The 18990-nt window shown below is 69.9% G+C and carries 17 protein-coding genes; 8 read left to right on the forward strand and 9 right to left on the reverse strand.

What is annotated here, in order from left to right; all coding sequences use genetic code 11:
- Positions 1-42 precede the first annotated feature (42 nt).
- Complete coding sequence (locus tag BLT28_RS41155) at positions 43-864, reverse strand: helix-turn-helix transcriptional regulator (protein ID WP_030430289.1); 822 nt, start codon at positions 862-864, stop codon at positions 43-45.
- Between the two features lie 93 nt (positions 865-957).
- Here BLT28_RS41155 and BLT28_RS03390 point away from each other — a divergent pair, with 93 nt between their 5' ends.
- From BLT28_RS03390 to BLT28_RS03400, 3 genes are all read left to right on the forward strand, one after another.
- Entirely contained in the window at positions 958-2646 is a 1689-nt protein-coding gene (locus BLT28_RS03390) for an AMP-binding protein (RefSeq protein ID WP_030430288.1), read from the forward strand.
- Positions 2647-2762: 116 nt separating this feature from the next.
- Positions 2763-4814 carry a DNA gyrase/topoisomerase IV subunit B gene (locus tag BLT28_RS03395; protein ID WP_030430287.1) on the forward strand — a complete coding sequence of 684 codons (2052 nt, stop codon included), beginning with the start codon at positions 2763-2765 and terminating at the stop codon, positions 4812-4814.
- A 32-nt stretch (positions 4815-4846) separates the two neighbouring features.
- Positions 4847-8641: a DNA topoisomerase (ATP-hydrolyzing) gene (locus BLT28_RS03400; RefSeq protein ID WP_043811947.1), complete on the forward strand. Its 3795-nt coding sequence runs from the start codon at positions 4847-4849 to the stop codon at positions 8639-8641.
- Here BLT28_RS03400 and BLT28_RS03405 read toward each other — a convergent pair.
- Positions 8625-9524, reverse strand: a complete 900-nt coding sequence (locus BLT28_RS03405; protein ID WP_030430285.1) for a TIGR03620 family F420-dependent LLM class oxidoreductase — start codon at positions 9522-9524, stop codon at positions 8625-8627. The genes BLT28_RS03400 and BLT28_RS03405 overlap by 17 nt on opposite strands.
- 80 nt (positions 9525-9604) lie before the next feature.
- Between BLT28_RS03405 and BLT28_RS03410 the strand changes: the two genes are divergently transcribed.
- Complete coding sequence (locus BLT28_RS03410) at positions 9605-10165, forward strand: TetR/AcrR family transcriptional regulator (RefSeq protein WP_052407450.1); 561 nt, start codon at positions 9605-9607, stop codon at positions 10163-10165.
- A gap of 78 nt (positions 10166-10243) precedes the next feature.
- The gene (locus tag BLT28_RS41650) at positions 10244-10984 is read left to right on the forward strand and encodes a VOC family protein (RefSeq protein WP_030430283.1); all 741 of its coding nucleotides are present in this window, start codon (positions 10244-10246) and stop codon (positions 10982-10984) included.
- On the opposite strand, the gene BLT28_RS03420 is transcribed toward BLT28_RS41650, so the two are convergent.
- Both BLT28_RS03420 and BLT28_RS40760 read right to left on the reverse strand, forming a co-directional pair.
- Positions 10944-12152, reverse strand: a complete 1209-nt coding sequence (locus BLT28_RS03420; protein WP_407638793.1) for an RNA polymerase sigma factor — start codon at positions 12150-12152, stop codon at positions 10944-10946. The genes BLT28_RS41650 and BLT28_RS03420 overlap by 41 nt on opposite strands.
- 25 nt (positions 12153-12177) lie before the next feature.
- Complete coding sequence (locus BLT28_RS40760; RefSeq protein ID WP_169748575.1) at positions 12178-12333, reverse strand: DUF6131 family protein; 156 nt, start codon at positions 12331-12333, stop codon at positions 12178-12180.
- A 442-nt stretch (positions 12334-12775) separates the two neighbouring features.
- Between BLT28_RS40760 and BLT28_RS03430 the strand changes: the two genes are divergently transcribed.
- Together BLT28_RS03430 and BLT28_RS03435 are read left to right on the forward strand one after the other, a co-directional pair.
- Positions 12776-13651 (forward strand): ArsR/SmtB family transcription factor, encoded by an 876-nt coding sequence (locus tag BLT28_RS03430; RefSeq protein WP_052407449.1) that lies wholly within the window; start codon positions 12776-12778, stop codon positions 13649-13651.
- Between the two features lie 148 nt (positions 13652-13799).
- On the forward strand, positions 13800-14759 hold the full coding sequence (locus BLT28_RS03435; RefSeq protein ID WP_162184860.1) for a lantibiotic dehydratase: 960 nt from the start codon (positions 13800-13802) through the stop codon (positions 14757-14759).
- A 2-nt stretch (positions 14760-14761) separates the two neighbouring features.
- On the opposite strand, the gene BLT28_RS03440 is transcribed toward BLT28_RS03435, so the two are convergent.
- The 5 genes from BLT28_RS03440 to BLT28_RS39680 all read right to left on the reverse strand — a co-directional run bounded on the left by BLT28_RS03440 (position 14762) and on the right by BLT28_RS39680 (position 18432).
- Entirely contained in the window at positions 14762-15514 is a 753-nt protein-coding gene (locus tag BLT28_RS03440; RefSeq protein ID WP_030430279.1) for a class I SAM-dependent methyltransferase, read from the reverse strand.
- 28 nt (positions 15515-15542) lie between these two features.
- Positions 15543-16802: an FAD-binding oxidoreductase gene (locus BLT28_RS03445; RefSeq protein WP_052407448.1), complete on the reverse strand. Its 1260-nt coding sequence runs from the start codon at positions 16800-16802 to the stop codon at positions 15543-15545.
- A 69-nt stretch (positions 16803-16871) separates the two neighbouring features.
- A complete protein-coding gene (locus BLT28_RS03450) occupies positions 16872-17258 on the reverse strand; it encodes a hypothetical protein (protein WP_030430277.1) in 387 nt (128 codons plus the stop codon).
- 104 nt (positions 17259-17362) lie between these two features.
- A complete protein-coding gene (locus BLT28_RS03455; RefSeq protein ID WP_156051055.1) occupies positions 17363-17749 on the reverse strand; it encodes a hypothetical protein in 387 nt (128 codons plus the stop codon).
- A gap of 281 nt (positions 17750-18030) precedes the next feature.
- Positions 18031-18432, reverse strand: coding sequence for a hypothetical protein (locus BLT28_RS39680; RefSeq protein ID WP_156051053.1), 402 nt, complete (start codon positions 18430-18432; stop codon positions 18031-18033).
- A gap of 182 nt (positions 18433-18614) precedes the next feature.
- On the opposite strand from BLT28_RS39680, the gene BLT28_RS03465 reads away from it, so the two are divergent.
- Complete coding sequence (locus BLT28_RS03465) at positions 18615-18983, forward strand: hypothetical protein (protein ID WP_030430274.1); 369 nt, start codon at positions 18615-18617, stop codon at positions 18981-18983.
- Positions 18984-18990 lie beyond the last annotated feature (7 nt).

Here is an 18990-nt window from a genome sequence, read left to right on the forward strand (position 1 = left end):
CGCTCGTCTCCACGGCCCGAGCCTGCCACCGACGGCGGCGCGTCAGGGGAGGAGCCCCGCCCTTCGAGCTGCCACCACGGCCTCCCCGCGACCGTGCACGTCGAGCTTGCGCATGGCCTCGCGGAGGTAGCTCTTCACCGTCTCCGCGCTCAGGCACAACCGCCGCGCGATCTCCCCGTTCGCGCATCCGGTCGCCACCCACGTCAGCACGTCCAGCTCACGCGAGGTCAGCCGGACCGACGACACGGGCGGAGGTGAGGTGAGCCGTTCGCAGACGTCGTGCAGCTCCGTGCGCAGATCGTGGTCGGGCGTCCGCTGCGCGATCAGCCGCAGCTCGGCGTGGGCCTGGCGGACGGCCTCCCACTCCGCCCCCTGCCGCCTGCTGCGGTCGGCCTCGGTGAGCCGCCGGACGCGCTCGTCGACCTCGTCCTGCACCACCAGGTCCTGTTCGAGCGTGCGCGCCGCGTCCACGACGGAGCCCATCACGCGATCACCCATCACCGTGCTGGTCCGCGCCGCCGCGTAGAGCACCGCGCGGACCTTGCGGCGCACCACCACCGGCGCCGCGACGACCGACCGGATGCCCTCGGCGCTCACCACGGAGTCGTAGTCGTGCGTGATCACCGACGCGGTCTCGTAGTCGTTGAGCGCGATCACCCGTCCGAGTGCGAGCACCTTGCCGCCGAGCCCGGCCCCCGGCTCCACGGTGAACCCGCGCAGCGCGGTGGTGTTCGTGCCGACCAGCTCGGTCAGCTTCAGCCTGCCCTGCGCGCCGAGGGTCCCGCCGAGCGCGATGGGCAGCCCGGTGTCCCGGCGCAGCTGGAGCAGTGCTCCCCGGACCGCCGCCCGGTGGTCCCCGGTCACGCGATCACCTCCAGTTCGCTTCACCCCCGAACGGGGGTGGTGATGGGGTGCGGGCGATTCAAAGATCCTACGCATCACCCGAGGGGAGCTCACATGGTCCGTACCGCCGCAGGCAGGGCGTTCCGCGAGGCACGGGACTTCCTGCTCGCGCACGCGCGCGACCTCGACACCGCGCGCGCCGGGTTCCGCTGGCCGCAGCTCGACGAGTTCAACTGGGCGCTGGACTGGTTCGACGCGATCGCCGAAGCCAACGAGCGCACCGCGCTGTGGATCGTCGAGGAGGACGGCAGCGAGGGCCGCTGGTCCTTCGCCCACCTCTCCCGCCGCTCCAACCAGGTGGCGAACTGGTTGCGGGACAACGGGGTCCAGCGCGGCGACCGGATCGTGCTGATGCTCGGCAACCAGGTCGAGCTGTGGGAGACGCTGCTCGCCGCGATGAAGCTCGGCGCCGTCGTCATCCCCGCGACCACCCTGCTCGCCGCCGCCGACCTGCGCGACCGCATCGACCGCGGCGCGGCCAGGCACGTGATCACCCGCTCCGCCGACACCGGCACGTTCGCCGACGTGCCCGGGGACTACACCCGGATCGCGGTCGGCGAGCAGTGCCGAGGATGGCTCTCCTACCACGACTCCCGGCAGTCGGACGCGGTGTTCTACCCCGACCGCCCGACCAAGGCCACCGACACGCTGCTGCTGTACTTCACCTCCGGCACCACCGCGCAGCCCAAACTGGTCGAGCACACCCACGCCTCCTACCCGGTGGGCCATCTGTCCACTATGTACTGGATCGGCCTGGTCCCCGGCGACGTGCACCTCAACATCTCCTCGCCGGGCTGGGCGAAGCACGCGTGGAGCAACGTGTTCGCGCCGTGGAACGCCGAGGCGACGGTGTTCGTCCACAACTACTCGCGCTTCGACGCCGCACGGCTGCTCACCGAGATGCAGCGCTGCGGGGTGACCAGCTTCTGCGCCCCGCCCACCGTGTGGCGGATGCTCATCCAGTCCGACATCGCCTCCCTGCGCACCCCGCCCGCCAAGGTCGTCGGCGCGGGCGAACCGCTCAACCCCGAGGTGATCGACAAGGTCCGCGCCGCCTGGGGTGTGACCATCCGCGACGGCTTCGGCCAGACCGAGACCACCGTGCAGATCGCCAACACCCCCGGCCAGCCGATCAAGCCGGGCTCGATGGGCCGCCCCGTCCCCGGCTACGACATCGAGCTGCTCGACCCGGTCACCGGGCAGCCCGCCGACGAGGGCGAGATCTGCGTCGACCTGGCGCGGCGCCCGCTCGGGCTGATGGTCGGCTACCACGGCGACCCCGAGCGCGACGCCGAGGTCGTGCGCGACGGCTACTACCACACCGGCGACGTCGGCACCCGCGACGCGGACGGCTACATCACCTACGTCGGCCGCACCGACGACGTGTTCAAGGCGTCGGACTACCGCATCTCCCCGTTCGAGCTGGAGAGCGTGCTGCTGGAGCACGAGGCCGTCGCCGAGGCCGCCGTCGTCCCGGCGCCCGACCCGGTGCGGCTGGCCGTGCCCAAGGCGTACGTGGTGCTCGCGGCGGGCTGGACCCCCGACGCCGCCACCGCCGAGGCCGTCCTGCGCCACGCCAGGGAGAACCTCGCCCCGTACAAGCGCGTCCGGCGACTGGAGTTCACCGACCTGCCCAAGACCATCTCCGGCAAGATCCGCCGGGTCCAGCTGCGCGGCCAGGAGACCGGCGACCGCCGCGCCCAGGAGTTCCGCGAGGAGGACTTCCCAGCTCTCCGGGGTTGACTGTCAGGGGTGTTGGGCATCATGCAGTGCCAGGCGGCAGCTGAAGTATGTTAAGCCGCTGGTAAGCCTGCCCACCGCGCTGCATAGTCCACGCCATGACCCGGGAGAGCGACCCTGTGACTGCCGAGACCCTGTACGGGGCCGACGACCTCACGCACCTCGAAGGTCTGGAAGCGGTCCGCAAGCGACCCGGCATGTACATCGGCTCCACGGACAGCCGCGGGATCAACCACCTCTTCAACGAGATCGTCGACAACTCCACCGACGAGGGCATCGCCGGGCACGCCTCCAAGATCGTGGTCACCCTGCACGCCGACGGCAGCGTCCAGGTCGACGACGACGGCCGCGGCATCCCCACCGGCAAGCACGCCCGATCCGGGCTCTCCGGCGTCGAGCTGGTGCTGACCAGGCTGCACGCGGGCGGCAAGTTCGGCGGCTCCGGCTACAAGACCTCCGGCGGCCTGCACGGCGTCGGCGCCTCCGCGGTCAACGCCCTGTCCCACCGCTTCGACGTCACCGTCAAGCGCGAGGGCAAGGTGCACCACATGTCCTTCGCGCGCGGCGTGCCCGGCGAGTTCGACGGCCCCGGCCCGAAGGCCAAGTTCACCAAGCAGTCCGGGCTGCAGGTCATCGGCAAGATGAAGCGCGGCGAGCGCACCGGCACCTCCATCCGCTACTGGTACGACGCCCGCTACTTCGAGAACGGCGCGGCGCTGGACGTCGAGGCCGTGCGGACCAAACTGCGCAACACCGCCTTCCTCGTCCCCGGCGTCACCTACGTGCTGCGCGACGTCACCGAGGGGAACATCGAGGAGGAGAGCTTCCACTTCCCCAACGGGCTCGCCGACATGGTCGACTTCCTCGCGCCCGCGGGCGACCGCGCCGTCTCCGGCACCCTGATCGTCAAGGGCGAGGGCACCTACTTCGAGAACGCCGCCGACGAGAACGGCGTCATGCGGTCCAAAGTGGAGCGCCACGCCGAGGTCGAGGTCGCCTTCCGCTGGGGCACCGGCTACGAGCGCACCGTGGAGTGCTTCACCAACACCATCCGCAACGTGCACGGCGGCACCCACCGCAAGGGTTTCGAGCGCGCCGCGGTGAAGTCGTTGCAGGAGGCCATCTCCAAGACCCGCGGGCTGCTCAAGCCCAAGGAGGACCCGCCGACCCTCGACGACGTGCTGGAGGGCATGACCGCCGTCATCCACGTCCGGCTGCCCGAGCCGCAGTTCACCTCCCAGACCAAGGACGAGCTGTCCACGGCGGGCATCACCAAGGTCATCCAGGGCATCGTCGAGCGGTACGTCAAGGCGTGGACCGAGGACAAGAAGACCAAGACCGAGGCGAAGACGGTCCTGCAGAAGATCGTCGACGCCGCCCGCGTCCGGCTGACCCAGAAGCAGCAGAAGGACGCCGCGCGCCGCAAGACCGCCCTCGAGGGCGCCGCGATGCCGCCGAAGCTCGTCGACTGCCGCACCACGGGTGTCTCGCGCAGCGAGCTGTTCCTCGTCGAGGGCGACAGCGCATTGGGCTCGGCCAGAATGGCCAGAGTCTCGGAGTACCAGGCACTCCTGCCGCTGCGCGGCAAGATCCTCAACGTGCAGAAGGCCAGCCTCGGCGACACCCTGCGCAACGCGGAGATCTCCTCGATCGTGCAGGTGCTCGGCGCGGGCAGCGGGCGCACCTTCGACCTGTCCCAGATGCGCTACGGCCGGGTGATCCTGATGGCCGACGCCGATGTGGACGGCTCGCACATCCGGACGCTGCTGATCACCCTGTTCGCCAAGTACATGCGGCCGGTGATCGCCGACGGCAGGCTGTTCGCGGCCATGCCGCCGCTGCACAAGATCACCACCAAGGGCCGCAACCCGCAGACGATCTTCACCTTCACCCAGCGGGAGATGGAGACCACCGTCGCGAAGCTGGAGAAGGCCGGCAAGCAGGTCGTCACCCCGGTGCCCCGGTTCAAGGGCCTCGGCGAGATGGACGCCGACGAGCTGTGGGAGACCACGATGAACCCGGCCACCCGCTCGGTCCGGCGGATCACGCTGGACGACGTGGAGGCCGCGGAGCAGGCGCTGGAGCTGCTGATGGGTGAGAAGGTCGAACCCCGGCGCGCGTGGCTGGTCGAATCCGCCGCCCGCGTGGACCGCGCGGCGATCGACGCCTGAGAACAACCGAGACACGGAGAGCGCTGAGAGCTATGGCACGCCGCAAGGGCCCCACCACCAAGGTCGACCCCACCGCGTTCGACCGGGCGGGCGCGCAGGTCTTCGACAACTCGGTGAAGACCGAGATCGAGGACTCGTACCTGGAGTACGCCTACTCGGTCATCCACGCCCGCGCCCTGCCCGACGCGCGGGACGGCCTCAAGCCGGTGCACCGCCGGATCCTCTTCTCCATGAACGAGCAGGGCTACCGGCCGACGCACGCCTATGTGAAGTCTTCGCGCGTCGTCGGCGACTGCTTCGTCAAGGGCGCCCTGGTCTCGACGCCGGAGGGGCTGCGGCCCATCGAGGACATCGAGATCGGCGAGCACGTGCTCGACGGGCGCGGCGTCGCGGTCCCGGTCACGGAGGTCTACGAGAACCCCGTGTCGGAGCTGGTCCGCGTCACCTGGTCCAACGGGCACACCATGCTGGTGACGCCGGGCCAGCGCTTCCGCACCGTCACCGACGGCTTCACCGTGGAGTGGACGGACGCCCGTGATCTCGCGGGCCGCCGGACGGTCGGCTTCGGCGAGGCCAGGACGGCTGGGCTGACCACCGACAACGGAGACTTCTACGGCTACCTGCTCGGCCTGATCGTCGCCGAGGGCTTCGCGGTGGACCGTTCCCGTGCGGCGGACGGCCGGGTCCGCATCCACATGTGCGACACCGAGCCGATCGATGCGGTGCACGGGTGGGCGATCGCCAACGGCCTCACCGTGTCCCGGGGCAAGCGCGAGGCGAAGAACCCCAAGCACCGCGATCAGCACATCCTCACCTTCGCTCGTCACGAGGGGCTGCTGGAGGCCGCGACTCCGCTGAGTGCGGACAAGGTCGTTCCGCCGTCGGTGCTCGGTGACCGGTCCGCCTGGATTCCTTTCCTGGCCGGATTCTTCGACGGTGACGGGTACGTGCGGAAGAAGAACCGCGAGATCGTCTTCGTCAGCGTCGGCGAGCGGCTGCTGTGCCAGGTGTACTCGATGCTGGCCGACCTCGGCGTGTCCGCGCACCACTGGCGGCGGCCGAGCAAGACGGGGCACCAGACCCTGCTCGGCCTCTCGATCAGCGGCCGGGACGCGGGCGCGCTGGCCGCCGCTCTGCTGCGCTGGTCGAAGATCGGGTACAAGCGCGACGAGCTGGTCCGCTTGACCGGGATGTCCTACGGCTACGGTGGGAAGCAGGGCAGTGACCGGTTGCCGTGCCGTGGGCTGATGGCCGAGTTCTCCGCCGCCCACCTCGGCGGTGGCTGGTTCCGCGACACCGAGGGGGTCAAGTTCCGGGCCTCATTGTCCTCTGTGGACGGATCGAAGGTCCGGTATGGCAAGGACCGTAACGGCAACGCACTGGAAGACCGGCTGTTCCCGTTGGGGCGCGCGGAGAAGGACGGCTGGATCGAGAAGCTGCGGCGGATCGGTTCGCCACTCGCCGAGCGCCTCGAAGCCCTGTCGGGGCTGTCGTTCCACGCGGTGGAGTCGGTGGAACCGGTCGAGCCGGACACCACCTACGACATCCAGGTGGGCACCGACGAACACGCATTCGTCGTCGAGGGCCACGTGGTGCACAACTGCATGGGCAAGTACCACCCGCACGGTGACACGGCGATCTACGACGCGATGGTCCGCCTGGCGCAGGACTTCTCGCTGAACACGCCGCTCATCGACGGGCATGGAAATTTTGGTAGCCCAGACGATGGACCGGCAGCGAGCCGTTACACCGAGGCTCGGATGTCGCAGGAGGCGATGCTGCTCGTCGGTGAGCTGGGCGAGGACACCGTCGACTTCCGGCCGAACTACGACGGTTCGCTCATGGAGCCGACCGTGCTGCCCGCGGCCTTCCCGAACCTGCTGGTCAACGGCACCTCGGGGATCGCGGTGGGCATGGCGACCAACATGATCCCGCACAACCTGGGCGAGGTCATCGCGGCGGCGCGGTGGCTGATCTCGCACCCGGACGCCTCGCTGGACAAGCTGATGGAGTTCGTGCCGGGGCCGGACCTGCCGACCGGCGGGATGCTGCTCGGGCTGGACGAGGTGCGCCGGGCCTACGAGACCGGGCGCGGTGTGGTGCGGATGCGGGCGAAGGCCGAGACCGGGCCGCTGGAGGGCAGCCGGGGCAGGCAGGCGATCACGGTGACCGAGCTGCCCTACGGGGTCGGCCCGGAGAAGATCATCGAGAAGATCACCGATGAGGTGAACAAGTCCAAGCGGCTCACCGGGATCGCCGACGTCAAGGACCTCACCGACCGGGAGAACGGGACCCGGCTGGTGATCGAGTGCAAGGTCGGGGTGAACCCGCAGGCGCTGCTGGCCGACCTCTACCGGCTGACCCCGCTGGAGCAGTCCTTCGGCATCAACAACCTGGTGCTGGTGGACGGGCAGCCGCAGACGCTGGGGCTCAAGGGGTTGCTGGAGGTCTTCCTCGACCACCGCTACGAGGTGGTGCGGCGGCGGACCTCCTTCCGCAAGCGCAAGCGCGAGGAACGGCTGCACCTGGTCGAGGGCCTGCTCAAGGCGCTGCTGGACATCGACAAGGTGATCAAGCTGATCCGCGGCAGCGAGAACGCGCAGGAGGCCAAGGAGGGCCTGATGCGCCGGTTCAAGCTCTCGGAGATCCAGGCGGCCTACATCCTGGACACGCCGCTGCGCAGGCTGACCAAGTACGACAAGGTCGAGCTGGAGACCGAGCAGAACCGGTTGCGGGCCGACATCGCCGACCTCTCGCGCATCCTGGACAACGACGCGGTGCTGAAGAAGCTGGTCTCCGCGGAGCTGGCCAAAGTCGCCCGCGAGCTGGCCACCGAGCGGCGCACCTCGCTGATCGACGGTGATCTCAAGGAGGTGCTGGCGGCGTCGCGGGAGTCGGGGCCGCTGGAGGTCGCCGACGACCCGTGCCAGGTGATCCTGTCCGCGACCGGACTGGTCGCCAGGACGGCGGCGGAGTCGGAGGAAGCGACCGAGGCGCGCAGGCGCAAGGGCCGTGCCAAGCACGACGCGGTCTCGGCGGTCGTGCACACCACCGCGCGCGGGCAGGTGTTGCTGGTGACCAACCGCGGGCGGGCGTACAAGATCGAGGTGCTGCCGCTGCCGGTGCTGCCGGAGCAGGTCGGCACGGTCTCGCTCAGCGGGGGCATGGCCTCGCGCGAGCTGGTGCCGCTGGAGAAGGGCGAGAAGGTCATCGGCATCGCCCCGCTCGGTGAGCGCAGCGAGGGGTCGCCGGGCCTGGCGCTCGGGACGAAGCAGGGCGTGGTGAAGGTGTGCGCGCCGGAGTGGCCGGTGCGGTCGGACGAGTTCGAGATCATCAGCCTGAAGGACGGCGACGAGGTGGTCGGCGCGACCTGGCTGACCGACGGGGAGGAGACGTTGACCTTCGTGTCCTCGGACTCCTCGCTGCTGCGCTACTCCGCGTCGCTGGTCCGCCCGCAGGGGCTCAAGGGCGGTGGCATGGCCGGGATCAACCTGGCCGCGGACGCGCACGTGGTGTTCTTCGGCGCGGTCCGCACCAACGACGACGAGCACGGTGAGCCGATGGTGGTCACGGCCACCGGGCAGACGGCGAAGGTGACGCCGTTCTCCGAGTACCCGGCGAAGGGGCGGGCGACCGGCGGGGTCCGCTCGCACCGCTTCCTCAAAGGGGAGAAGGCGTTGTTCCTGGCCTGGGTCGGCCCACGGCCGGCAGGCGCCTCCGACAACGGCTCCGCGGTGGACCTGCCGGACGTGGACCCGCGCCGCGACGGCTCGGGTTCCCCGCACCCGGGCCCGGACGTGGTCGGTCACCTCATCGAGCGAGGCTAGCGAGGCGGCGCCACTGGTCGACGGGAGCGCTGCCGAAGTCCGCCGGGAGGGCCTGCAGGCAGACGTGGTCCGCTCCCGCGGCCAGGTGCGCTGCCACCCGCTCGGCGATCTCGTCGTCGCCGAGCGCCACGAGGGCGTGGACGAGGCGGTCGCTGCCGCCGTCGGCCAGGTCTTCGTCGGTGAAGCCGAGCCGTCGCCAGTTCGCCGGGTACGGCCCGCCGCCGAGGTAGCCCGCGATGTGGTCGCGGGCCCTGGCGCGCGCCACGTCCAGCGGTACGCCGGTGACCACGGCCTGTTCGACGACCAGCGTGCGGTCCGGGCCCAGCACGGCCCTGGCCTCCGCGGTGTGCTCCGGTGTGACCAGGTAGGTGATCGCTCCCGCCGAGTGGTCCCTGGCGAGCGCGAGTGCCTTGGGGCCCAGGGCCGCCAGGACGCGGGGTGCCGTCTTGTGCGGCAGACCCGTGAGGTCGAGCAGGGCGTCGTGCTCGTCGAGCCGGTCCAGGTGCGCGCGCAGCTCGGCCAACGGTCGTTCGAAGCGGAGGCCGAGCACTCCCTCGACCACGCGGGCGTGCGAGGTGCCCAGTCCGAGGACGAAGCGGTCGGGGTGCGCGTCGAGCAGCGCGCGGGTCTGGGTGCGCACCACGCGGGGGTGCCTTCCCCAGATGACCGCGATCCCGGTGCCGACGACGAGTCTGCTCGTGGCGTTGAGCAGGGTGGCCGCCTCCATGAACGGATCGCGGACGAGTCCTTCGCTGATCCACAGCGCGCCGTAGCCGAGCGCTTCGACCTCGGCGGCGAGCGCGGCCGACTCGGCGGGTGGGTTCGTGTCGAGCGCGGGCACCCACAGGCCGACCGTGCCGATGGTGGGCGGGATCGCGTGCATGGCGGTCTCCTCGTAGAATCGGAGTGGTACTCCGGATAATACGGAGCGCCGCTCCGTTTAGTCTGAGAGGTGGGTCACACGTGGCTGCCGAGAAGTCGATGCGCACCGACGCGCTGCGCAACCGGGCCCGGCTCGTCGAGGCGGCCCGGGAGCTGTTCGCCGAGGTGGGCGTGGAGTCGGCCGCGATGAACGATGTGGCGCGGCGCGCCGGGGTCGGCCCGGGGACGCTGTGGCGGCACTTCCCGAACAAGGACGCGCTGCTGGCGGAGATCGTCGGGCAGAGCCTCGACGGGCTCGCGGAGCTGGCCGCGGAGCTGCTTGCCTCCGAGTCCCGCGACTTCCTCCGGCGCTGGGTCGACGCGCTCGTGCGGCACATCGCCGCCACCCGTGGGATGTCCGCGAGCTTCATGCAGGCGTCGGGGGGCTGCGGTGGGCCGCTCGACGAACGGGGCCGGAGTGTGGAGCGCGCCGCGGCCGACCTGGTCGCGCGGGCGGTGGAACTGGGCCTGGTTCGCGCCGATCTCGCCGGCGCCGAGCTGATCCGCCTCGCGGCCGCCGTGGTGTGGGTGAACGAGGCGGCTGCGCCGCCGGACACGACCGAACGCCTGCTCGACCTCGTCTTCACTGGCATTGAGGTGTGACTCAGGTCACTTCTTCGGCGTGTCGAGGTGGCTGATCAGGCTTCGACGTCCCGGGTGAACCGACCCAAGGAGGACGTCATGACCGCTCTCGGCAGCATCCTGCTCGGCAGTGCCAACCCGCGCCGCCTGCGCGACTGGTACCGCGCGGCGTTCCGCTGCGAGCCCCGCGACGACGGGTTCATCGACTACGGCGGCGTCTCCCTGCTCATCGACGGCAGGGACGACGTCGCGAAGGCGACCGCCGAACCGGGACGGGTGATCCTCAACTTCCACGTCGAGGACGCCCGCGCCGTCGCCACCCACCTCGACCAGCTCGGCGTGGAGTGGCTGGCGCGCCTGGAAGATCGCGGGCCCGGGCTGTTCGCCACGCTGGTCGACCCGGACGGCAACTACGTCCAGATCATCGAGATGAGCGAGCAGTACCTGATCTCGCGGGGCGTCAAGCAGCCGCGCGCCCTGCACGGCGCCGCCCCGTTCAGCGGGTTCTCCGTCGACGACATCCCGGCGGCGAAGGCGTTCTACACCGACGTGCTCGGCCTGAAGGTCACCGAGGAGCACGGCATGCTCCACCTGCACCTCGACGGTGGGCAGATCTTGGTCTACCCCAAGGAGAAGCACGTGCCCGCGGAGTTCACGGTGCTGAACTTCCCGGTCGCCGACATCGACGCGGCGGTGGACGAGCTGACCGCGCGCGGGGTCACCTTCCTGCGCTACGAGGGCGTTCCCGCGGACGAGAAGGGCATCGTCCGCGGCGAGGACGGGCCGCAGATCGCGTGGTTCACCGATCCGGCCGGGAACGTCCTGTCGGTTCTGCACTGAGCCGGTCGGCCCGTTCGCCGAGGTAGCGGCGTTCGGGCAGGCTCTCCGTCGTCTCCGCGGCCCTGCGGTAGCAGGCGAGTGCGGCCTCCCGGTCGCCCGCCTGCTCCAGCAGGTGCCCGCGCACCGCGCTGAGCCGGTGGTGCCCGGCGATCCGCGGGTCGTCGTCCAGCGGGGCCAGCAGGTCCAGCCCGGCGCGGGGCCCGTCGACCATCGCCACGGCCACCGCGCGGTTGAGGGTGATCATCGGGTTGTCGGTGAGGTCGGCCAGCAGCCCGTAGAGCGCGACGATCTGCGGCCAGTCGGTCTCGTCCGTCCCCGGTGCCTCCGCGTGCACGGCTGCGATCGCCGCCTGCACCTGGTATGGCCCGATCACGTTGTCCTGCAAGGACTGTGTGATGAGCGCGGTGCCCTCGGCGATCAGCGAGCGATCCCACAGCAGCCGGTTCTGTTCGGCCAGCGGGACCAGGGTGCCGTCCTGTCGAGTGCGCGCCGCCCGCCGTGCCTCGGTGAGCAGCATGAGCGCCAGCAGCCCGGTGACCTCGCCGTCGTCCGGCAGCGTCCGGTGCAGCCGACGGGTCAGCCGGATGGCTTCCGTCGTGAGGTCGGCGCGGCTGACGTGGTCGCCGCTGGACGCGGTGTGGCCCTCGGTGAAGATCAGGTAGAGCACGCCGAGGACCGGGCCCACGTCCTCCGGGGCCGTGAACGGCGTGCCCCGGACACGGTGCTTGGCGCGGCTGATGCGTTGCGCCATCGTGGTTTCCGGCACGAGGAACGCGCGGGCGATCTCCGCGGTGGTCAGCCCGCCGACCGCGCGCAGCGTCAACGCCACCTGGGAAGCCCGGGTGAGCGCCGGGTGGCAGCACAGCGCCAGCAGCTCCAGGGTGTCGTCCTCGTCCGGGATGTCCTCGGGGACGTGGGGGAGTTCGAGTGCGGCCACGGTGGCCTCACGCCTGCGCCGGGCCTGCTCCTGCCGGAGCAGGTCGGTCAGCCGGCGTGAGGCCACCGTGATCAGCCATGCGCGGGGGTTGTCCGGAACGCCCTCGCGCGGCCACTGATCGGCTGCGGCCAGCAGGGCTTCCTGCACCGCGTCCTCGGCGAGGTCGAAGTGGCCGTACCGGCGCACCAGGGCTCCGAGGACCTGCGGGGTGAGTTCGCGCAGCTGATCCACGCGTCGGATCGTGCCAGGCGCCCCGTCAGAACCAGTGCGCCCGGCCGCCGACGCGCCGCCCGGTCCCGCCGAGCACGGCCAGGACCAGGCCGATGACCAACAAGGCGACCCCGATCTGCCAGAGGATCGAGATGTTCGCCAGGAAGCCGATCAGCAACAGGATGACTCCGAGAGTAATCACGCTTCGCCTCCTTGAGGTTTGCTCGTGTCCCGGGTTCACCACCGCCGTGAGCAGCCAAACCTCGCTGGTCTCCTCGGCCGAACCGCGCTGCGACGTCCGGGCGATGAGTGCACTCCCAAGATCCTCTTCGTCCCGGTAAATGCTTTCCGGCATAGGTGTGAACGTCGAGCGACGGTCGGGTAGCAAAATGATTCATGTTCCCATTGTTTCCATTGTATTCGTTATGTATGTCCCCCTGATTCACTGTCGCGGCCGACCATTCTTCTAGCTTGAGGTGGACTTGATGCTTCGACTTCGACTGAGCGCGCGGACGCTGCAGTCGGTCAGCTTTTCCGCTGGCCCGCTGCCCATGGTCGAGGTTATTGGCGCTCTTCACCGTCTTCGTAGAATTGCCAGGAATTCTGACAAGGCGCTCTACGAGTGGAGTTTGCCCGCTGTAGCCATGCCCCTTTTCGACCTTTTCACCGCGCGCGGTGAGGTCCCGGGCTTCCTGTTGTCCGCGCGCCCCGACATGGGAGCCGCGCTGGCCGAGATCGGGGCCTGCCCGCCGTCGCGCATCCGCGCCGATCTGCTCGCCGTGTTCGCGGGCGAGCCCGCCGCCCAGTGGGTGCGCGAGCTGGCCGGTGGCTGCCCCCGGGCCAGGGCCGCCCTGCTCGCCGCGCTCAACGCCGCCTACCGCACGCTGGTCGAGGCGCGCTGGCGGGAGATCGAGTCCGCGGTGCAGTCCGACCTCGCGCAGCGCGGGCACGTGCTGCTGCGGATGGGGCTGGCCGAGGTGCTGTCCACGCTGCCCGGCGCCGTCCGGCACCGCGAGCAGATCCTCGAGGTGGACTCGCCGGTCGAGCGCCTGCTCACCGTCGAGGGCGGGCTGCGCTTCGCGCCGTCGCTGCTGATGACCCACCCCGTCGTGCTGCCCGCCGCCCCCGGCGACGTGCCGACCGTGGTCTACCCGGCCGCGCCCGCACCGGTTCGCTCCAGCAAGACCAGCCAGGACGTGCTCTCCGTCGTGCTCGGCGCCAGCCGGGCGGAGGTGCTGCGCGCCGCGGTCCAGCCGCGCGGTACCACCGAGCTGGCCCAGTACGCGGGCGTCAGCCTGTCCTCGGCCTCCGAGCACGCCACCGCGCTGCGCAACGCCGGTCTGATCATGACCGCGCGAGCGGGCCGCAAGGTCAGGCACACCGCGACCGCGCTGGGCATGTCCCTGGTGGCCGCCTGCGATCCCGGTCAGATCCGTCCGGCCGCCGCCTCCGGTTCGGTCGAGCTGCTGTCCACGCTCCCGGACCCGGCGCGCCGGGTGTCCGCGGGAAGGGTGCGCTGAGGCGTTCCCAAACCGTCCATTGTGGAGCATCAAAGATGTGTTTCGGGGAGCGCCGAAACAGTGGACACCGCTTCCGGGGGGTGGATCTACTGGCCAGGTCGGCAGACGCAACCGGATGTGGGGAGCGGCAAGCGAGATGACGGCCGCCATGCCAGGTGTTGACCGAGCCGCGTCACTGCGGGTCGCCGCGTTCCCGGTCGACGGGCCCGCGGGCGAGCTCGGCGCCTTCTGCAGTCCCGAGTGCGCGCAGACCGTCGACGGCCACCTGGCCGGTCAGGTCAGCGAGGAGCTGGCGCTCAAGGCGTACGAGGAGGCCGCGCTGACCTCCGCCGCCGCGGTGCACCGGGTCGCCGTCGACGAGGGTTTCCGGAACGCGGTCGGCGGCGGTGACGCGATGCTGGAGCGAGCGCTCGGCAACCTCGTGGAGTCCGGAGCCGACGGCCCGCGCAACCGCGCCTATCGGCGGGACGCGGAGCTGGTCGCGAAGTTCTGGCAGCGCTACTGCGCGAAGACCGAGTTCGGCACCACGCGCCCGATCGAGGTCCTGGAGTCTGCCGAGCGGGTCCTCACCCCGCCGGACGGCGGGTTCGCCCTCGGCAGCGCGCTGCTGGACGAGCTCGAACCGGCCTTCGACGCGGCCGGGCGCCGCACCGAGGTCGGCGTGCACCTGTGCGCGGCGAGCCTCGACGAGCTGAGCGCGGGCGAGTACCTGGCTGTACTCAGCGATCCCGTGACCACGTCAGGTGAACACGCGCCGAGGACCACGGTGGGCCGGGTGGTGACCCAGCGCGCGACGTGGCGCACCACCATCGCGGAGAGCGAGCTGGCCGAGGTCGTCGGGCCGAGGGAGCGCTACTTCGCGGCCCGCCGGTGGCGGGCCGAACTCGGCCTGCCGGAGCGCGTTTTCGTCGCGCTCGCGGACGAGACGAAGCCGATGTGCGTGGACTTCACCAGCCCGATCTTCACCGCGGTCCTGTGCACCGCACTGCGCGCGAGCGCGGACCACGACGTCGCGGTGACGATCACCGAGGTGCTACCAGGGCCGGGGCACGCGTGGGTGCCGGACGAGCAGGGACACCGCTACCTGTCGGAGCTGCGCATCCACTGAGGTCACGCCTCGCGGCGGGCCTCGATCAGGAAGCGCTGGGAGTGCGCGACGAACGAGCCGTGCTCCGCGATGTGCTCATGCATGACGCGGAGCCGGTCGCGGTAGCCCTCCACGGTGAACCCGGGGACCGTCCACAGCACCTTGCGCAGGAAGTGCACCACTGCGCCGACGTCGAAGAACTCCGCCCGCAGCGACTCGTGCCGCAGGTCGACCACGGTGAGGCCGGCCGCCTCCGCCTCTTCGCGGGCGCGGTCGGTGCTCCTGATCTGGCTGACCGGCTGCGGCCCCATCATGAAGTCGGTCAGCTCGCGCATCGTGCCCGCGCCGACCTGCTGTGACAGGTAACTGCCGCCCGGGCGCAGCACGCGGGCGATCTCCGGCCAGATGGTGACCGTGGGCAGCCTGCTGACGACCAGTTCGAACGAGGCGTCCGGGAAGGGCAGCGGACCCTCGTCCGGCGCCTCGTACACCTTGCCGCCCAAAGGTTCGAGGTTCCTGCGGGCGACCGCGAGGTTCGGCGGCCACGACTCGGTCGCGGCCAGCGTCGCGGGCGCGCTCGGAATGGTGGCCAGCACTTCGCCGCCGCCGGTCTGCACGTCCAGCATCGAGTCCACAGTGGACGAACGCTGGCCGATCAGCCTGGCGTAGCCCCAGGACGGCCGCTCCTCGGTGGCCCGGCCCTCGAACCACGAGAAGTCCCAGCCGTCCAGCGGGACGGCGTCGCCCTCCGCCACCAGTTCCTCGAAAGTCGCCATGCCCGGCAGGCTCCACCAGCGGCGTCGATCACGCAACCGGATTGCGCCGCGCCCGGAGCTCGCGCAGGCGGAGCAGGTCGCCCGGCTCGAACGAGCCCTCCTCGGCGTCGGGGTGGCCGTACACGAAGTTCAGCGATCGCCCGATCGTCCACGGCCGCACGGCGTCGAACACCTTCCGCTGTCCGGAGTGGACGGTCGTGGGATCGCCGCCGTCGAACGGCGAGATCACCCGCAGGATGTACTGCGCCGCACGGTGTCCGACCGCGTTCGGCACTTCCGGCTCGCGGGAGAGCGCCCCACCCAGGTGGCGAATGTCCACAATGTACTGATCGGCCAGTGCGAGCACTTCGCGCAGCGCGTCCTCGTCCAGCTCCGTCAGCAGCGCGTTGTCACCGAGGTAGCCGTGCGGGTGCGTCGGGTCGTTGTAGATCGTCCCGGCTTCGGCGAACGGCATCGTCCCGAGCTTGTCGATCAACCGAGGTCCGAGGGCGCGCAGCGGTGCAACCAGGTGGTCGCCGTCCTCGCCGGTGTGCGCGATCCGGACGTGCGCGATGTACCGCCCGCGCAGCGGTTCGGGGAACATCGGCATGTCCGGCGCGAAGTACACGCCCACCGAGGACGTCATCTGCTCCGGAACCGTCGCGCTCCAAGCGAGGTAGCCATTCACCGCGTCCGGCACGCGTTCGAGGTCGAAGTACAGCCCGCCGCCGTAGATCGTGCTCACCGGCACGAGGTCGACCTCGATGGCCGTCACCACGCCGAATCCGTCCCGCCCGCCGCGCAGCGCCCAGAACAGGTCCGGGTCGCTGTCGGCGCTGACCTCGACCAACCGCGCGTCCGGGGTGACGAGATCGATCGCTCGCACGTGATCCGCCGCGAAGCCGAACTCCCTTGCCAGCAAACCGATTCCGCCGCCGAGTGTGTAGCCGATCGCGCCGACCTCGGGCGCGCTCCCGCTGAGCGGGGCCAGCCCGTGCGGCGCCGCCGCGTCGATCACGTGCCGCCACTGGGCGCCCGCCTCGATCCACGCGGTGCGGCGTTCCGCGTCCACCCGCACGCCCGTCATGGCGCGTGTGGAGATCAGCAGGTGGCCCTCCGCGCTGCCCGAACGCCCGTGCCCCGTCGCCTTGACGGCAACCGTCAAGTGGCGTTCGGCGGCCAGCGCCACCGCCCCGCGCACGTCCTCGGCGCTGGTCGCGGCGATGATCACGGCGGGGTGGTGTTCGAAGGCGGTTTGGAAGCCCGCGCGCTCGGCGTCGTAGTCGGGATGGTCCGGGGTGATCTCCATGCACCCAGCCTGCGACGCCGAGCTATCAGAAGTCCAACATCTAGTTCGTCTGACTGTGAGAAGCGTGAGTTATGAGGTGTAGCACTGGATGCTGTCGGCCTTGTTCGCGGCGTACGCGTTCATGTACTGGCCGTGCCCGGCCTCGAGCACCACTTCCTTCTTCCCGCCACCGTTCGGGTAGTAGGAGAAGAGGATGATCCTCCCGGCCTTCATGACGCGGGCGGAGTCGACTCGGTCCCACCACCCGGACGGCAAGTCCGCGTGCTGCCCACACGCTGTGATCTCGAGCTTGGCACCGGTGCCCTCAGCGCCTTCGTAAAGGCAGGCGTACGCGGTGGCAGAGCACTCCCAGTCGCCGGGTGCGGCGCTGGCGCTCGGTGCGACGCCGAGGAGCGTGTACGCCAGGGCGGCCGGGAGCAGCCCCAGTCCGGCGGAACGTGCGGAGACCTTGAGCATGCGCGTTTGCCTTTCGTGGTATCAGAGGTCGACGGTGACCGGGAACAGCAGTGCGACCAGACGTCGAGGAGCTAGTCCGTCTGATTGGGAGGGAGTGCAGGTCACTACCACCAGCAGTCGATGATGTCGGCGGTGTTGGCTTCCGTCGCGTTGACGTTCTGCCCTCTGCCGCCTCGAAGCACTCCCGGCACGTGGTAGTCCCCGCTGCCGTCGTTCTTGAACGAGTAGAGGATGATCTGGTACGCCTGCACGCGGGCGGAGTCGATCTTGTCCCACCATCCCGATGGCAGCGCCGTGAGGGTGCCGCAGTCCCTGACGACGTAGCGATCGCCGGTGCCGTCCCTGCCGGTGAAGAGGCACCCCAAGGCGTCGGCGGGGCAGTCGTAGTTGGCAGGGCGTGCACTCGCCGCTGGTGCGGCACCGAGGAGTGCGACCGCTAGTGCGATCGGGGCTAAGCGCTTTCCTGCGGAGCGTGCGGAGAGCTTGAACATCGTGTTCACCTTTCGTGAGGTCTGGGGTAGTAACCGAAATCGTCGCCGGTGTTCAGCAGGAACGCGTCGCCCCTCTGTCCGTAGGCGCCCTTGAGTGAGAGGTCGTGGTACTCGATGCCGCTCGCGGGGCGGGGCCGGAGTGCGATTGCCTTGGCCTCGACGATGTGCGCTGAGTCCGTTTTGTCCCACCGGAACCGAGGCAGTTCGACGAACGGTTCGCGCGGTCTGATCACGTAGCGGTCCCATGAGGATCGGGAACTGCGGTGCCGGGATCTCACTGGCTACGGGTGGCACCAGATGCGGTCGGTCACGCCTGGCACCTGCGTGTTGCCCCTCGTGCCGGGTTGAAGGCTGAGCACCACATCGCTCGCCGTGGTGCCGGGGACGTAGGTCTCGAGGTGGAAGGCCTTTGCCTTCATGTTGTGGGCGGACTCGACCCTGTCCCACCAGTTCCGGGGAAGGTCCTGGTAACCGCCGCGGCACTCGGTGATCTCGTGCCTCGGGCCGATGCCGTTGGGGCCGTCATAGACGTAGCCGAACGCGTTGGCGGGGCACTCGTAGGCGGCGGGCGCGGCCCGCCGCCGGCGCGATACCGAAAAGCGCGCACGTGAGCACCGTTGAAAACAGTCGCATCCGCGCAGAATGCGGATAGCGGTTGAACGCTGTCTCCGCGTTTCACGCACGCCTGAAAGAGATATTGAATACGCCACTCGTGCAATGGTGTCTGACCTGGTCTTACCTGCGCCATCATGGAATTCATGGAAACCCTTTCGGGATTTCTTGAGTTTCTGTTGAGTTGCGGTCACCTCCCTGATCGGTCCACTGTCGTCGGCGTCACATTGCTTCCACTGGGGAGATGCAAACGATGTCGGTACGTATCACCGCCATTTCCGCCGCGGCCGCTGCCCTCGCTGCTTCCGCCGCCCTCCTCCTGCCCGGCCAGGCCGGTGCCGCGACCGGAGAGCTGCTGCAGCCGAAGGGCGAACTCACGTGCGGGTACAACAACGCCAAGGAGGCGAGCAGCAAGGGCTGGACCAACTTCCCGCACTACAGGCACTGCGGTGACAAGAAGGTGCTGCTGCGGCTGGAGAACGCGCTCAAGCAGGAGTACGTCTGTTCTCCTCCGCACGGTCCGACCGAGGGGATGGAGCTGCGGCCCATGAAGAACGACCGCGGTGAGGAGTTCTACGAGGTCGTGAGCGTCCGGGTCGCCGGCGACTGCGGAGTGGGCTGAACGACAT

Origin of the sequence: Allokutzneria albata (assembly GCF_900103775.1) — a bacterium.
GTDB classification, from domain to species: Bacteria; Actinomycetota; Actinomycetes; order Mycobacteriales; family Pseudonocardiaceae; genus Allokutzneria; species Allokutzneria albata.

Excerpts from the sequence above, each read along its gene's own strand:
- BLT28_RS03390 (WP_030430288.1), top strand. The coding sequence starts at position 958 with ATGGTCCGTACCGCCGCAGGCAGGGCGTTCCGCGAGGCACGGGACTTC.
- BLT28_RS03400 (WP_043811947.1), top strand. The coding sequence starts at position 4,847 with ATGGCACGCCGCAAGGGCCCCACCACCAAGGTCGACCCCACCGCGTTC.
- BLT28_RS03405 (WP_030430285.1), bottom strand. The coding sequence starts at position 9,524 with ATGCACGCGATCCCGCCCACCATCGGCACGGTCGGCCTGTGGGTGCCC.
- BLT28_RS41650 (WP_030430283.1), top strand. The coding sequence starts at position 10,244 with ATGACCGCTCTCGGCAGCATCCTGCTCGGCAGTGCCAACCCGCGCCGC.
- BLT28_RS03430 (WP_052407449.1), top strand. The coding sequence starts at position 12,776 with ATGCCCCTTTTCGACCTTTTCACCGCGCGCGGTGAGGTCCCGGGCTTC.
- BLT28_RS03435 (WP_162184860.1), top strand. The coding sequence starts at position 13,800 with ATGCCAGGTGTTGACCGAGCCGCGTCACTGCGGGTCGCCGCGTTCCCG.
- BLT28_RS03440 (WP_030430279.1), bottom strand. The coding sequence starts at position 15,514 with ATGGCGACTTTCGAGGAACTGGTGGCGGAGGGCGACGCCGTCCCGCTG.
- BLT28_RS03445 (WP_052407448.1), bottom strand. The coding sequence starts at position 16,802 with ATGGAGATCACCCCGGACCATCCCGACTACGACGCCGAGCGCGCGGGC.
- BLT28_RS03450 (WP_030430277.1), bottom strand. The coding sequence starts at position 17,258 with ATGCTCAAGGTCTCCGCACGTTCCGCCGGACTGGGGCTGCTCCCGGCC.
- BLT28_RS03455 (WP_156051055.1), bottom strand. The coding sequence starts at position 17,749 with ATGTTCAAGCTCTCCGCACGCTCCGCAGGAAAGCGCTTAGCCCCGATC.
- BLT28_RS03465 (WP_030430274.1), top strand. The coding sequence starts at position 18,615 with ATGTCGGTACGTATCACCGCCATTTCCGCCGCGGCCGCTGCCCTCGCT.